Below are 14,486 nucleotides of genomic sequence, written 5' to 3'. Positions count from 1 at the left end.
GCGGATCGCGATGTCGCCTGGTCAGCACAATGTGTGCGTGTATGCGATCAACACGGGGCCGGGGGGCCATGCGTTCCTCGGCTGCCGCACCGTCACCATCAAGTGAGCTGATGCCGACCTGAGTCGAGCATCAGATCACGCCGGGACGCTCTTCTGGAGAGACCGGTTAAGTCTCTGCGACAAGCGGTGGATCGGGCGTTCCAACAGGAAGTAGAAACCGACGGCGATCCCTACACTGATCACGATGCCGAGGATGGCGGGCACCGCGCCGATACCGAAGAGGAACCCGAGTGCGATGATGATGGGCCGGTGCACGAGGTAGAGGCTGAAAGAGATCGTGCCGAGGAACACCATGGCCCTCGTGGAGAGCAGACGGCTCAGTGGCGGCCAGTTCACGCTGGTGATTGTGAGGAGCACGATCCCGCCGAGAACGAGTGGCAGTGTGGCGGCTCTCGGGGGGAGCCCGAGAGCCGAGAACTGACGTCCTAGCAGGAAGAAGGATGTCATGCCGCATACTGCGACGAGCGTCAGCGCGATTCCAGCGGTGTGCGCCGTCCAGCCGCCTGTGCCGAGGAACCGGAACGCCGCACAGATCTGGGCCCAATACTGGGCCAGGAGGGCTCCGAAGAAGAACATCGGCATGTACATCGTCACCTGATCATTGACGAGCCAGCCCAGGATGCAGGCGCCGACAGCGATGGCGGTGGCCACCTTGGGCAGTCGCCGGACAGCGAAGATGTACAGCGGCAGAGCGAGCGAGAACACGATCTCCCATTGGAGGGACCAGAGCACTCCGATGGATGTGCTCGTCCCACCCAGCAGCGTTGCATCGCGGAGGATGTCAGCGAACGGGTATCCCGTGGGGAGCGTGCCGATCGCCGGGTTGTCTCCCGGTTCGACGACGTGCGGGATCAGCACATAAGTGAGCCACGCGAACAAGATCGCGCAGAGAACCGGGCCGTAGATACGGACCATCCGGCTCGGGTAGTACGCCTGCCAGGCGAAACCCTCGCGCGTGGCCGCCTTGGTGAGGACGAATCCCGACAGCACGAAGAAGAACCAGACGGCTTCCATTCCCAGCCACGCCACGTGGATCGGCGTGAAGATGAGGATGTTGTGGATGGTCCGGTCCGCAGGCTGCAGATAGACGCCGTTCTGGAGCGGCGGCCAGTTGAGCGCGAGCACGTGGTAGAGCAGCACCGAGATCGCGGCCAGGCCGCGCAGCGCATCGAGTTCGCGGTTCCTCATTCGGACAGATCCTTACGTGTTCGGGCGGACAGGACGACCGAACGAGAAAAGTCCGCGGCGCGTCGATTCGTCTTCCGGTGCGGGCCGATCAGGCCAGATAGGCGTGGAGACGGCTGAGCATGTCAGACGGGGACAACCCCGTCGAGGCCAGCTTAGAGAGGTCGAGCACGCTGTTCCTCGGACGAGGCGCCACAGGGGCCGAACTCGATGCGAAGTACTCCTGCGTCGACACGCCGCACACTCGGGAGGAGTCGTGACCGGTGATCGCAAAGACCTGGGCCGCGATCTCGGCCCAGCTCAGAGGCGTGCCGCCGGATGTCACGTTGTAGATGCCCGATGGGGCGGTGACCGAGAGGAGATGCTCGATCGCCGCCACGATGTCCTCCGTGAACGTCAGACGCCCGATCTGGTCGTCGACCACCTGGGGATCGATCCCGCGTTCTGCGAGGGAGGCCATGGTGCGCACGAAGTTCTTGCCCTCGCCGATCACCCAGGAGGTGCGGAGGATGTAGTGGCGCGGGACGGTGCTGACGATCGCGTCGGCCGCGGCCTTGGTCTGTCCGTAGACGCCGAGAGGGCGTACGGCGTCCTCTTCCGTGTACGCGCCGTCCTTCGAGCCGTCGAAGACGTAGTCGCTCGAGATGTGCACGAGGGTGATGCCGTGCTCCGTCGCGACGCGGGCGAGAGCGGCGACCCCGGTGACGTTCGAGGCCCAGGCCTCTGCGCGCCCGTCGGGCGTCTCGGCGAGGTCCACTGCGGTGTAAGCCGCGGCATTCACGATGGTGTCGTAGTCGCGCCAGCGCCGAGAGGAGATGAAGGCGGGATCGGCCAGGTCGATGGAGTCGCGTGCCGCATAGTCGTAGCGGGGGGAATCTCCGAAGGACTCGCGCAGCGCGAGGCCGAGTTGGCCGTTCGCTCCGACGATGAGGGTCTTCTTCGGAGCGATCGGAGTCACATCCGCCAGGCGCGGGTGGGCGAGATCCTTCGCGGAGATCTCCACCTCGGAAAGGGGGATCGGCCACTGGATGTCGACCGTCTCATCGGCGAGGTTGAGGAAGGAGTACTCGGCATCCGCCGACCAGTGGTCGTTCACGAGGTAGGCGTACGCCGTGTCGGATTCGAGGGTCTGGTACGAGTTGCCGACGCCTCTGGGGACGAAGATCGCCCGAGACGGGTCGATCTCGGCCGTGAACACCGCGCCGAACGTCGGTCCCTCACGGAGATCGACCCAGGCGCCGAAGATGCGACCGGTCGCGACCGACACCCACTTGTCCCACGGTTCCGCGTGGATGCCGCGGGTGGTGCCGACCTCGTCGTTGAACGAGATGTTGTTCTGCACGGGACCGAAGTCGGGGAGGCCGGCGGCGATCATCTTCTCGCGCTGCCAGTTCTCCTTGAACCAGCCGCGGGAGTCCCCGTGGACGGGGAGCTCGGCGATGAGGAGACCGGGAATCGCGGTCTCCGTGAACGAGAGCGCCTTGCCGAACTCGGTCATCACTGGCCCTTGGAAGCGTAGAACGATTCGGTGGCATCCTTCGACGGGGCCCACCAGGCCTCGTTGTCGCGGTACCAGGCGATGGTCGACGCGAGACCGGACTCGAAGTCGCCGAACGTCGGCGTCCAGCCGAGCTCCGTGCGCAGCTTGGTGGAGTCGATCGCGTAGCGGAGGTCGTGGCCTGCGCGATCCGTGACGTGGTCATAGGCGTCGGCCGGCTGCCCCATCTCGGTGAGGATGAGCTCGACGACGGACTTGTTGTCCTTCTCGCCGTCGGCGCCGATCAGATACGTCTCGCCGATCTCGCCCTTGTCGAGGATGGTCAGCACAGCGGAGGAGTGGTCGTCCGCGTGGATCCAATCGCGGACGTTGAGCCCTGCGCCGTACAGCTTGGGACGGATGCCGCGGATCACGTTGGTGATCTGACGCGGGATGAACTTCTCGACGTGCTGGTAGGGCCCGTAGTTGTTGGAGCAGTTCGAGATCGTCGCCCGCACGCCGAAGGAGCGGACCCACGCTCGAACGAGGAGGTCGCTGCCCGCCTTGGTCGACGAGTACGGGGAGGAGGGGTTGTATGGGGTCGATTCGGTGAACCGCTCGGGGTCGTCGAGCTCGAGATCGCCGTAGACCTCATCGGTCGAGATGTGATGGAAGCGACGATCGTGACGACGTGCAGCCTCCAGCAGCGTGTACGTGCCGATGATGTTCGTGTCGAGGAAGGGCCTCGGGTCGTGCAACGAGTTGTCGTTGTGTGACTCCGCGGCGTAGTGCACGACCGCATCGACGTCGGCGAACAGACCGTCGACCAGCTCGGCGTCGGCGATGTCGCCCTCGACGAATCGCAGGCGGTCGGCTGGAAGGCCGTCGAGGGACGCGCGGTTGCCCGCGTAGGTCAGCTTGTCGAGGACAGTGACGTGTGCGTCGGTGTTCGCGATCACGTGGTGCACGAAGTTCGAGCCGATGAATCCGGCGCCGCCGGTGACGAGCAGTTTCTGCATGGCATCCAGCGTAGTGGGAGCCCGTCGTGAGACTCGGGGCGTTTGTTCAGGTGAAGCCGATCAGGGAGACTAGTCGGTATGCGTGGCATCATTCTCGCCGGCGGCACTGGCTCCCGGCTGCACCCGATCACCCTCGGCGTCTCCAAGCAGCTGGTCCCGGTCTATGACAAGCCGATGATCTACTACCCCCTGTCGACGCTCATCCTCGCGGGCATCCGCGACATCCTGATGATCACGACGCCGCACGACGCGGAGTCGTTCCAGCGGCTGCTCGGCGACGGATCGAAGTTCGGCGTCTCGATCACGTACAAGACGCAGCCCTCTCCAGACGGCCTTGCGCAGGCGTTCATCCTCGGCGAGGAGCACATCGGCTCCGACTCCGCCGCGCTCGTCCTCGGCGACAACATCTTCTACGGTCAGGGCATGGGCACCCAGCTCCGCCAGTACACGGAGCTCGATGGCGGTGTGGTCTTCGGCTACTGGGTCGATGACGCGACGGCCTACGGCGTCGTGGAGTTCGACAAGGCGGGCAAGGTCGTCTCCCTCGAGGAGAAGCCGGCGCAGCCGAAGAGCAACTACGCGGTCCCGGGTCTCTACTTCTACGACAACGATGTGATCGAGATCGCGAAGAACCTCAAGCCGTCGCCTCGCGGCGAGCTGGAGATCACCGATGTCAACCGCGAGTACCTGGAGCGCGGAAAGCTCAAGGTGCAGCTCCTCACGCGCGGCACGGCGTGGCTCGACACCGGGACATTCGACTCACTCGCCGAGGCGACCGACTTCATCCGCACGGTGGAGAAGCGTCAGGGACTGTCCATCGGCTGCCCCGAGGAAGTGGCGTGGCGTATGGGCTTCCTCACCGACGACGAGCTGCGCGAGCGCGCCGAGCCGCTGCGCAAGAGCGGGTACGGGGAGTACCTGCTCAAGGCACTCGCTCAGGGACGCTGACTAGGCTCGATGGGTTCGCAGCGCATGGCGCGGGGCGAGCGTTTGTGAGTCGGCCCCGGTTCGCCGGGACTTGTGAAGGGACCAGATGACGACGCCGGGGCAGAAGCCAGCACGATTCCCTGACGGAGGCAAGCGCCTCGTGATCTACGTCGTCTACGACCGCCGCGGTGGGGTCGAGGAGTTCGTGAGGTACGCGCTGCAGGGGTTGCGTGACGACGCGGCTCACATCCTCGCCGTCGTCAACGGATCACTCGACACGGCGGGCAGGGCGTTGCTGGAGACCGTCACCGACGAGATCCTGGTGCGGTCCAACGACGGCTTCGACATCTGGGCGCACAAGGACGCGCTCGATCACGTGGGCGACCGTATCGCCGAGTTCGACGAGGTGCTTCTCACGAACGACACGTGGTTCGGACCTGTGCGACCGTACGCTCCTGTCTTCGAGCGGATGGGGGAGCAGGAGGTGCACTTCTGGGGCATGACCGACCACGACTGGGAGCCTCTCAACAAGTTCACCAATGAGGGTGAGCTCCCGTATCACCTGCAGTCCTTCTGGATCGCGGTCCGGAAGGAGATGTTCCTCTCGCCCGAATGGGGTGCGTACTGGCGCGACCTGCCCGAGATGCCCTCGTACTTCGACGCCGTGCTCAAGCACGAGATCCAGTTCACGAAGCATTTCGCGGATCAGGGTTACTCGCACTCCGTGGCGTTCGCGTCGTCCGACTATCCCACCGAGCATCCGGCGCTCTTCAACGCCGATCTCCTGCTCGCCGACGGGTGCCCGCTCATCAAGAGGCGACCGTTCTTCCACTATCCGCCCTTCCTCGACAGGCACGCGGTGATCGGGCGACGCACGATCGCCGAGATCACGAAGTACGGGTACCCGATCGAGCTGATGTGGAGCAACCTCGCACGGAACGTGCAGCCCAAGACGCTCAACACGGATGCGGGCATGCTCGAAGTGCTCCCGGATGCCGACACAGGCTATGACCGTTCGGCGCCTTTCCGGCTCGCTGTCGTCGCCCACTGCGCCGATCCACGGACGGTCGATCACCTGCTGAACAGGCTCGTCCACATCCCCGCCGGCTTCGACCTCGTCGTCACGACGGTGGAGGAGGGCGCCGCCGTCCAGATCCGCGACGCGCTCTCCGGGCGTGAGATCCCTGGAATGGCCGAGGTCGAGGTCCGTGTGGTGCCATCGAAGCACGGGAGGGATATGAGCGCATTCTTCATCGCCTGCCGCGATGTCCTGACCTCCGGCGCCTACGATCTCGTCGTGAAGATCCATACGCGAGCACCCAGCAAGCGCGGGGCGAACATCGCGCGCTACTTCCGTCGCTACCAGCTCGAGAATCTGATCTCCTCGCCCGGTCAGTTCGCCGCGCTCCTGGCGCTGTTCCAGCGCGAACAGGGGCTCGGTGCCGTGTTCTCGCCCATGATGCACATCGGCTACTCGCTCGCCGGGCGCGGCTGGGGGCACTACCGGGATCCTGCCGAGGAGATGTGCGAACGCCTCGGCATCCGCGTCCCCTTGGACGGAGCGACGCCCCTCGCACCGCTCGGCGGAATGTGGATCGGCCGTCCGGAGGCGCTGAAGATCCTCATCGACGACGAGCAGGACTACCGCTCGTACGAGGTTCCGAAGAACGGGAAGCGCGAGGGAGCCGACCTGGCGAGAGTCCAGGAGCGCATGGTGACGCTCGCGATGGGTGAGCTGGGGTATCACGTTCGCACCGTGATGAACCAGGAGCACGCAGGCATCGCCTACGCGAATCTCGCCTACAAGCTCGATCAGCTCTCGATCACACCGCCCGGATATCCGCTCGAGCAGATCCAGTGGCTGCACCGTGCCGGATGGGCTGGAGCAGGCGGGATCGTCGCCATGACGCGCATGTACGTGCGGCTGAACCACCCGAAGACTGCGGCGGCGCTCGCTCCTGTCGCGCGTCCCTTCGTCAGCATCGCCCGTAGAGGCATGCATCTGGTCCGGACCGTGCTGCGTCGAGGGCGCGCCGTCGAAGGGGAGGCGCTGTGATGGCGACCGGAACGCCGCAGGCGCTCACGAAGGACAGCCGGAGAGCGGTCGTGTACGTCGTCTTCGATCGTCGTGGCATGGTCGAGGAGTACGTCGAGTACGCCCTGCGTGAGATGCGCGGAGACGCCGCGCACATCCTCGCCGTCGTCAACGGCGCCCTCACGGAGGAAGGCCGTGCACGTCTCGAGGCGGTCACGGACGAGATCCTCGTGCGTCCCAACGAGGGGTTCGACATCGGGGGCCACAAGGCGGGGCTCGACCACCTCGGCGAGCGGCTCGCCGACTTCGACGAGGTCGTGCTGACCAATGACACCTGGTTCGGCCCCGTGCGCCCGTACGGCGCGGTCTTCGAGCGGATGGGCGCCCAGGAGCTCGACTTCTGGGGCATGACCGACAACGTTCGCATGAAGGACCCCTCGACGGGAACCGCCCGGGTCCCCGATCATCTGCAGTCCTTCTGGATCGCGGTGCGTCGCAACATGTTCCTCTCGGAGGCCTGGCGCGACTACTGGCGGGATCTGCCGCCCATGGCCGGCTACTTCGACGCGGTCCTGAATCACGAGGTGACGTTCACGCAACGCTTCACGGAGGCGGGATTCTCCTCTGCGGCCGCGTTCCCCGCAGCGAACTACCCGTCCAAGCACCCTGCTCTCTTCAACCCCGATCTGCTGATCGCCGATGGGTGTCCGCTGGTGAAGCGTCGTCCCTTCTTCCACTGGCCGCCCTACATGGACAGGCATGCCGTCATCGGACGATGGATCGCCGAGGACATGGCGTCGCACGGGTACCCGATCGAGCACCTCTACGCGAATCTCGCCCGCAACGTGGCGCCGAAGGACCTCAACGTCGATCTCGGTCTCAACGATGTCCTCGGCGACGTCGACGTCTCGTACGATCCGACGGCGCCGCTGCGAGTGGTCGCGATCCTGCACATCTTCTACGTCGACATGACCGACGAGATGCTCGACCGCATCGACACGCTGCCCGTCTCCTACGATCTCGTCGTCACGACGCAGGACGAGGAGCGGGCCGCGGCGATCCGCGAGATCATCGATGCCCGTCCTCGTGACGGGCGTTCCGTCGACGTGCGCGTCGTCGCCTCGAACGACGGCCGCGATCAGAGCGCATTCCTCGTCGGATGCCGTGACGTCCTGCTCGACGGCGGGTACGACCTCGTCGTCAAGCTGCATTCCAAGAAGACGCCCCAGGACGGCTTCAACGTCGGCCGCGCGTTCAAGGACCAGCAGTTCATGAATCTGCTCTCCAGCTCGGGGTACACGGCGAACGTGCTCGCGCTCTTCCAGAGGGAGCCGGGGCTCGGGATCGTCTACCCGCCGATGGTGCACATCGGATACCCCACGATGGGGCGCGCATGGTGGGCGAACAAGCCCGGCTTCGAGACGCTCGCCGCGCAGATGGGGATCATGGTCCCTCTCGACGACATCTCCCCGCTCGCCCCGTACGGGTCGATGTTCATCGCCCGTCCCGAGGCACTGCGACTGCTCGTCGAGCAGCCGTGGTCCTACAGCGACTTCGGCGGTGCGGAGGCGTACCAGGACGGTGGACTCGCGCACGTGCTCGAACGTGTGCCGAGCTACGCGGCAGCCGAGCTCGGCTACCACACACGCACGATCATGGATGCGGAGTACGCCGCGGTCAGCTACACGACCCTGGACTTCAACTTCGATGAGATGTCGGCGACGGTGCCCGGTCGCACCCACGAGCAGATCGCCTTCCTCCGGGGCATCGGCCACGTGGGGGAGGGCAAGCTCCGCGACTTCATCCGGATGTACATGCGACGAAACCACCCCGGTGCGGGCAATCGGCTCAGGGCGCTCCGCGTGCGCGTGAGCTCCGGAATCCGTCGACGACTCCCGAGACGACGCTGAACCGTCATTGACGGCCCGTGGCCGTCGCCGAAGATAGGCTGAGTCGACCCGAACCCCCCGTAAAGGACTACCCCAGTGGATAGATTCACTCGGCTTGCCGCCGAGCCGTTCACCACCATCGACTCGCGCGGCATGCGCGACGGCGGTCGTGGAGGCAAGCTCGGAGAGCTGTATCGTCGTCGAGAACTGCTGATGATGCTGATCCGGCGCGATCTGCAGGCGCGCTATCGGGACAGCTTCCTGGGGTTCCTGTGGACGGTGATCAGACCGCTCATGCAGTTCCTGGTCTACTACTTCGTGCTCGGCCAGATCCTGGGCGCGGCCAGAGGGATCGACAACTTCGCGATCTACCTCTTCGCCGGCTTCACGCTCTACACCTTCTTCGCCGACGTGATCTTCGGCTCGACCGGTTCGATCATCGGCAACGCGGGGCTGGTGAAGAAGATCTACCTTCCGCGCGAGATCTTCCCGCTGGGGAGCATCGGCGCAGCCGCCTTCATGTTCCTCGTCCAGCTGGGGGTGCTGCTCGTCGCGGCCGTCATCCTCAATGCGCTGCCCGCTCCGGTCCAGATGCTGTGGTTCTTCCCGGCTCTCGGCATGGTGCTGATCTGGGGGGTCGCGCTCGGACTCCTGCTCGCGGCGCTGAACGTCTATCTGCGCGACATCCAGTACCTCACCGAGGTCGTCATGATGCTCGCCATGTGGGCTTCTCCCATCGTCTACTCCTGGAAGATGGTGCAGGACGTCGTCGCGAAGTACTCGCTGCCCGAGTGGATTCTCCAGGTCTACCTGGCGAATCCGCTCACCATCGGGGTGATGGGATTCCACCGCGCGTTCTGGGGCTCAGGAACCGACGCCGACTATCCGCCGAACCTCGGCCTCCGGATGCTGGTGATGTGTGTCATCGGCGCCGCCTTCCTCTGGTTCGCGCATCGGTCGTTCACCCGCATGCAGGGCAACTTCGCGCAGGAGCTGTGACATGACGATCGACAACACAGACCTCGAGACGCGACCGGACATCATCCGGCTGAACGGCGTCAGCAAGCACTTCACCGTCCGCAAGGACAACAGTCTCAAGGACCGCATTGTCCATTTCGGACGGCTGGGCAAGGCCTACCGCGAGGAGTTCACCGCGGTGGACGAGCTCTCCCTGAGCATCGAGGCGGGAACGACCGTCGGGCTCCTCGGCCAGAACGGGTCGGGGAAGAGCACCCTCCTCAAGCTCATCGGAGGCATCGTCGCCCCCTCAACGGGAACCGTGCAGAGTCGTGGCCGCGTCGCCGCTCTGCTCGAGCTCGGCGCCGGCTTCCACCCTGACCTCTCCGGCCGGGAGAACGTCTACCTCAACGGTGCGATCCTCGGACTGAGCCGTGAGCAGATCGACGCGCGGTTCGATGAGATCCTCGAGTTCAGCGGCATCGGCGAGTTCATCGACACGGCCGTCAAGTTCTACTCCTCTGGCATGTACGTGCGCCTAGCCTTCGCGGTCGCCGTGCACACCGACCCTGACGTGCTCCTCGTGGACGAGGTGCTGGCGGTCGGTGACGAGGCCTTCCAGCGCAAGTGCATGGACCGCATCCACCAGTTCCGCAACGAGGGGCGCACGATCATCCTGGTGAGCCACTCGGCGCAGCAGGTGCAGGAGCTGTGCGACCGGGGAATCCTGCTCCACCACGGGAAGCTCGTGTTCGACGGCGACATCAACGGAGCCGTCGACGGCCTCCGCGACGTCCTCGACGATCGCGCCGTCGGCGAGGCTCCCCCCGAGGAGACGACCCACCCGATCCAGGTGAAGGGCATCGAGCTCCTCGACGACGAGGGAGAGCAGATCAAGGAGATCGGCAGCGGCTCGCCGTTCACGATCAGGGTGCACGTCGACTCCCTGCGTCCGATCGAGCGCTGGGAGATCGGTTTCAGCATGGACACCCCGCTCGGGCAGATGGTCATGGCATCGAACACCGAGATCCTGGGGGTTCGCCTCGACCCGATCACCGGCCGCACGCGTGTGGATCTGCGAATCGCGGAGGCCAGCTTCGGGCCGGGGGACTATTTCGTCAATGCGAACGCCGCAGGGGTGAGCGAGCCGAGCAGCCACGGGCTGATGAGAGGCGCCGTGCTCCGAGTCCGCACCGACAACACGACCATGGGCACCGTCTCCGCGGAGATCACCGTCAGCGGCGGAGCGGAGGCGGCATGATCGGGGACACGGCGGGAGTGGTCCTCGCCTTTCGTCCCGATTCGAGCATCCTGTCGAACATCGCCCGCCTGCGGGAGCAGGTCGGACGCGTGTATGTCGTGAACAACTCTCCCGACGACGAAGGCACGGCGCAGGTTCTCGGCTCCCTTTCGTCCGACAGCGGTGTCGTCGTGATCGACCAGGTGAAGAACGTCGGCGTCGCCGCCGGTTTCAACGCCGGCATGCGTCGTGCGCTGGCTGACGACTTCGAGTACGTGTGGATCTTCGACCAGGACAGCACCGTCGCCGACGGGATGCTGGAGCAGTTGAAGAGCGCGTTCTCGGGGTGGGATTCCCCTGTCGCGATGGCAGGACCCGCACTGCGTGCAGAGGAGACGGGATTCCTCTATGACGCCGATCGTGGAGAAGGCATCGGCGAACTCCAGACGCTCATCTCTTCCGGTGCGTTGTTCTCCCGCGCGGCTCTGGAGAAGATCGGCCTCCACGACGAGCGCCTCTTCATCGACTATGTGGACCACGACATCTCGCTCAGGGCCAGGGCCGCGGGCTTCGCGGTCGTGAAGGTGTTCGACACGGTGCTCGACCACCGCTTCGGCGCCTCCGCTCCGGCGACCTTCTTCGGGCGTCGCATCTACCTGTCGAACTATTCGCCGATGAGGCAGTACTACATGACGCGCAACAGAGTGATCATGATCCGCCGCTATGGCATCGGACGCTGGTTCTGGGAGGACGCCGCCTACGCATCGAAGTCGTGGATCAAGGTGCTCCTCTGTGAGCGCGACCGGGGGAGCAAGATCGGAGCGGCGGTTCGAGGGGCGATCGACGGCATCCGATTCCGCCAGGTCTCGACCTACGTCGACTGAGCACGGCCTTTCATTCCCTCTGGTTCCGGCCTCGTCTGTGCCGGTCCGTTCACACGACACGGATAGAATTGGCGATCATGGCTGAAGATTCGCACCGCGTGCTGGTTATCGTGCCCGCATGGAATGAAGAGGCGAACGTCGCCAATACGATCCGGGAGATCCTCGCTGCGGACAGCCGCTACGACGTCGTCGTCGTCGATGACGGTTCGACCGACGGCACGGCCGCCGCCGCAAGGGACGCGGGCGCCACGGTGCTCGTCCTGCCGTTCAACCTCGGCGTGGGCGGTGCGATGAAGACCGGTTACACCTATGCGCAGCGGCACGGTTATGCCTCGGCCATTCAGGTCGACGCGGACGGACAGCACAATCCTGCGAACATCGCGGAAGTGCTCGGTGGCCTGGAACACGCGGACATCTCGATCGGCGCCCGATTCGCTGAGGTCGGCGACTACTCCGTCCGGGGGCCGCGTCGCTGGGCCATGCTGTTCCTCGCGGGTGTGGTGTCGCGCGTCGCGAAGACCCGTCTCACCGACGTCACGAGCGGCTTCCGCGCGGCGAACCGGCGCGCGATCGATCAGTACGTGCAGTACTACCCGGCCGAGTATCTCGGTGACACTATCGACTCACTCGTCGCGGCAGCACACGCAGGCCTGAGCGTCACGCAGGTGCCGGTGGCCATGCGTCCGCGTGCGCACGGGAACCCCTCGCAGGGACCGATCGGATCCACCGTCTATCTGTTCCGATCCGTCTTCGCCCTCGGACTGGCCTTGATGCGAGGCCGACGGAAGGCCACGTCATGATCGTCATCGTCGGAATCATCTTCGCCCTGTTCATCCTGGCGATGATCGTGTGGATGCTCCTCAGCCACCGGCTCCGGGAGAAGTACGCGATCCTGTGGCTGGTCATCGGCGTCGCGATGCTGGTCCTCACGGTCTTCCCCGACCTCCTCACGCTCCTGGCGCAGTCGCTGGGCGTGCAGGTGCCCGCCAACCTCCTCTTCGTCGGCGCGCTGGCGCTCCTCGTGGGCGTCACGCTCCATCAGTCCTGGGAGCTGTCCACCGCTGAGGATGAGACCCGTCGGGTCGCCGAGGAGGTCGCGATCCTGCGCGCGGAGGTCGAGGCGCTTCAGCGTCGGGCTGACCAGCGCGAAGACTGACCTTCTCCAGACTGGCGTCGGCGGACGCTCCTGCTCCGAGCTCGAACCTCGACTTCCCACGGTTGTGGGCACGTGTCGACGAGGACGGAACTCGCCGTCAACCGGGGAAGGCGGGGGAGGCTGCGACCGTGGCGGCCCGACGCGCAGGCCATACCTGCCACAGGAGGGTCGCCAGCAGCGCGGCGAACGCCACGGACCCGAGCACCCACATCGCCATCGGGGTGATCGGCGCGTTCCACCACCACTCGATCCCGCGGTTGAGGTTGATCCCTCGCCCGTCGACGCCCGTGATGTAGCGGCGCATGTTGGTGTGCAGGGCAAGGCTGTTCGCCACGGTGAGGCCGATGGCGATCACCAGGAGCTGTACTCGGCCGAGGCCCAGATCGGCGCGACGGAGGCCGAGCAGGATCACTCCGGCGAAGACGATCATCAGCGGGTACACATAGCGTGGCTGAACACCGGAGCCGACGAGGATGCCCTCCCGGACGAGGATGTACAGCGGTACGACGATGATCGCACCCGAGAGGGCGATCACCGAGAGCCACTTGCGCAGATCTCCCGTCCGCAGCCCCCAGAACGCGACACCGGCGAGCACGGTCACCGTGGTCGCCCAGACCACCGTCGGCATCTGCGTGTCGAGCCAGCCCAGACCCCACAGGCCCAGGGCACCGATCCACAGCTGCGGCAGCTGCTTGAGGTTCATGAAGATCAAGGAGAAGACGCTGTCCTTCTGTCCCGACGTCGTCGCCGTGAGAACACCCGACTGCCCGCTCGTGAGGAAGAGGGAACCGGCGATCACGACGAGCAGGAGGGGAAGCAGGAGTTCGATGAGGAAGCGGCGATCCTTGCGGAACCCGAGGACGATCGCCACCATGACCGCGAGTACGCCGTAGGCGGCGGAGTCGCTTCTCGCGCCGGCACCGAGCACCATCAGCAGCGCGGAGAGCGCGCCGAGACCGATCTTCCGTACGCCCACCTGTTCGAAGAACCCCCAGACAGCGAGCCACAGTCCTGTCGCCTGGAGGATCGCCCATGAGCTGGGATTGACGCTCGGGATGAGGAACATCCCGAGCGGTACCGCTGTCAGGACCGCTCCCCAGATCAGGAAAGAGCGCATTCGCAGCGGAAGGAGGAAGAACAACGCGGTGAGGACGCCGACGTAGAGAACAGCGTTGAACACTCTCATCATCACGATGGACACCGAGAGATCAGGGGTCACGAAGACGCTCATGGCGCCGTAGAACACCGGCGGGTAGCCGTTGTCGAACCAATTGCCGCGAGGGGTGGACTTCATGGTCCCCTCGAACAGCGGGCAACTCGCGGACTGCTCGGGAATGAATGCGAAGCACTTCGCCGCTATCGCCACCTCGGTGGGCACACTGCGCTCCGTGTCATCGACGCCGGGTTCGCAGCGATCCTCGATGATGCCATTGGCGCACCAGATGCTGCCCATGTGGTAGTCCTCGTCGGGACTCGATCCGGGCGGAGAGGACGCACCCCAGGCGAGCAGAGCCAGGAGCAGGGCGATAGGAATGATCACCGCTGCGATGATCTGTCGAGTCCGGCGGGTCATCGCAGGGGGTTCTCCTCGATTGCTGGCGACGACTCTCACAGGACGCGTTCATGGGTCGGAGAGGTCGAAGGTATCCTTGGGTGG

General features: G+C 65.2%; 12 protein-coding genes. 8 read left to right on the top strand and 4 right to left on the bottom strand.

Annotated elements, in window-relative coordinates:
- Positions 1-135: 135 nt before the first annotated feature.
- The 3 genes from ACFVRO_RS14385 to rfbB all read right to left on the bottom strand — a co-directional run bounded on the left by ACFVRO_RS14385 (position 136) and on the right by rfbB (position 3,741).
- Complete coding sequence (locus tag ACFVRO_RS14385) at positions 136-1,248, bottom strand: acyltransferase family protein (protein ID WP_386953435.1); 1,113 nt, start codon at positions 1,246-1,248, stop codon at positions 136-138.
- Between the two features lie 88 nt (positions 1,249-1,336).
- Positions 1,337-2,743, bottom strand: a complete 1,407-nt coding sequence (locus ACFVRO_RS14380; protein ID WP_386953432.1) for a sugar nucleotide-binding protein — start codon at positions 2,741-2,743, stop codon at positions 1,337-1,339.
- Complete coding sequence (gene rfbB, locus ACFVRO_RS14375; RefSeq protein WP_386953430.1) at positions 2,743-3,741, bottom strand: dTDP-glucose 4,6-dehydratase; 999 nt, start codon at positions 3,739-3,741, stop codon at positions 2,743-2,745. Before rfbB ends, ACFVRO_RS14380 begins: the two co-directional genes overlap by 1 nt.
- 78 nt (positions 3,742-3,819) lie before the next feature.
- Between rfbB and rfbA the strand changes: the two genes are divergently transcribed.
- The 8 genes from rfbA to ACFVRO_RS14335 all read left to right on the top strand — a co-directional run bounded on the left by rfbA (position 3,820) and on the right by ACFVRO_RS14335 (position 12,829).
- Positions 3,820-4,689, top strand: coding sequence for a glucose-1-phosphate thymidylyltransferase RfbA (gene rfbA, locus ACFVRO_RS14370; RefSeq protein ID WP_105672495.1), 870 nt, complete (start codon positions 3,820-3,822; stop codon positions 4,687-4,689).
- An 85-nt stretch (positions 4,690-4,774) separates the two neighbouring features.
- The gene (locus ACFVRO_RS14365; RefSeq protein ID WP_386953427.1) at positions 4,775-6,724 is read left to right on the top strand and encodes a rhamnan synthesis F family protein; all 1,950 of its coding nucleotides are present in this window, start codon (positions 4,775-4,777) and stop codon (positions 6,722-6,724) included.
- Entirely contained in the window at positions 6,724-8,613 is a 1,890-nt protein-coding gene (locus ACFVRO_RS14360) for a rhamnan synthesis F family protein (protein WP_386953424.1), read from the top strand. Before ACFVRO_RS14365 ends, ACFVRO_RS14360 begins: the two co-directional genes overlap by 1 nt.
- Positions 8,614-8,688: 75 nt before the next feature.
- Positions 8,689-9,591 (top strand): ABC transporter permease, encoded by a 903-nt coding sequence (locus tag ACFVRO_RS14355; RefSeq protein ID WP_386953421.1) that lies wholly within the window; start codon positions 8,689-8,691, stop codon positions 9,589-9,591.
- Position 9,592: 1 nt separating this feature from the next.
- Complete coding sequence (locus ACFVRO_RS14350; RefSeq protein ID WP_386953418.1) at positions 9,593-10,810, top strand: ABC transporter ATP-binding protein; 1,218 nt, start codon at positions 9,593-9,595, stop codon at positions 10,808-10,810.
- A complete protein-coding gene (locus tag ACFVRO_RS14345) occupies positions 10,807-11,673 on the top strand; it encodes a glycosyltransferase family 2 protein (RefSeq protein WP_386953415.1) in 867 nt (288 codons plus the stop codon). The genes ACFVRO_RS14350 and ACFVRO_RS14345 overlap by 4 nt, the downstream gene beginning before the upstream one ends.
- A gap of 77 nt (positions 11,674-11,750) precedes the next feature.
- Positions 11,751-12,473, top strand: a complete 723-nt coding sequence (locus ACFVRO_RS14340; protein ID WP_386953413.1) for a glycosyltransferase family 2 protein — start codon at positions 11,751-11,753, stop codon at positions 12,471-12,473.
- Positions 12,470-12,829: a DUF2304 domain-containing protein gene (locus ACFVRO_RS14335; RefSeq protein WP_386953411.1), complete on the top strand. Its 360-nt coding sequence runs from the start codon at positions 12,470-12,472 to the stop codon at positions 12,827-12,829. Before ACFVRO_RS14340 ends, ACFVRO_RS14335 begins: the two co-directional genes overlap by 4 nt.
- Before the next feature lie 97 nt (positions 12,830-12,926).
- On the opposite strand, the gene ACFVRO_RS14330 is transcribed toward ACFVRO_RS14335, so the two are convergent.
- Positions 12,927-14,369 (bottom strand): DUF2142 domain-containing protein, encoded by a 1,443-nt coding sequence (locus ACFVRO_RS14330; protein WP_386953408.1) that lies wholly within the window; start codon positions 14,367-14,369, stop codon positions 12,927-12,929.
- Between the last annotated feature and the right edge of the window lie 117 nt (positions 14,370-14,486).

The sequence above is a fragment of the Microbacterium sp. NPDC057944 genome, from assembly GCF_042887445.1.
Taxonomy (GTDB): Bacteria; Actinomycetota; Actinomycetes; order Actinomycetales; family Microbacteriaceae; genus Microbacterium; species Microbacterium natoriense.
This window is presented reverse-complemented; position numbering and strand designations above follow the sequence as displayed.

Coding starts and splice junctions, on each gene's coding strand:
- ACFVRO_RS14345 (WP_386953415.1), top strand. CDS start 10,807: ATGATCGGGGACACGGCGGGAGTGGTCCTCGCCTTTCGTCCCGATTCG.
- ACFVRO_RS14350 (WP_386953418.1), top strand. CDS start 9,593: ATGACGATCGACAACACAGACCTCGAGACGCGACCGGACATCATCCGG.
- rfbA (WP_105672495.1), top strand. CDS start 3,820: ATGCGTGGCATCATTCTCGCCGGCGGCACTGGCTCCCGGCTGCACCCG.
- ACFVRO_RS14365 (WP_386953427.1), top strand. CDS start 4,775: ATGACGACGCCGGGGCAGAAGCCAGCACGATTCCCTGACGGAGGCAAG.
- rfbB (WP_386953430.1), bottom strand. CDS start 3,741: ATGCAGAAACTGCTCGTCACCGGCGGCGCCGGATTCATCGGCTCGAAC.
- ACFVRO_RS14385 (WP_386953435.1), bottom strand. CDS start 1,248: ATGAGGAACCGCGAACTCGATGCGCTGCGCGGCCTGGCCGCGATCTCG.
- ACFVRO_RS14340 (WP_386953413.1), top strand. CDS start 11,751: ATGGCTGAAGATTCGCACCGCGTGCTGGTTATCGTGCCCGCATGGAAT.
- ACFVRO_RS14380 (WP_386953432.1), bottom strand. CDS start 2,743: ATGACCGAGTTCGGCAAGGCGCTCTCGTTCACGGAGACCGCGATTCCC.
- ACFVRO_RS14335 (WP_386953411.1), top strand. CDS start 12,470: ATGATCGTCATCGTCGGAATCATCTTCGCCCTGTTCATCCTGGCGATG.
- ACFVRO_RS14360 (WP_386953424.1), top strand. CDS start 6,724: ATGGCGACCGGAACGCCGCAGGCGCTCACGAAGGACAGCCGGAGAGCG.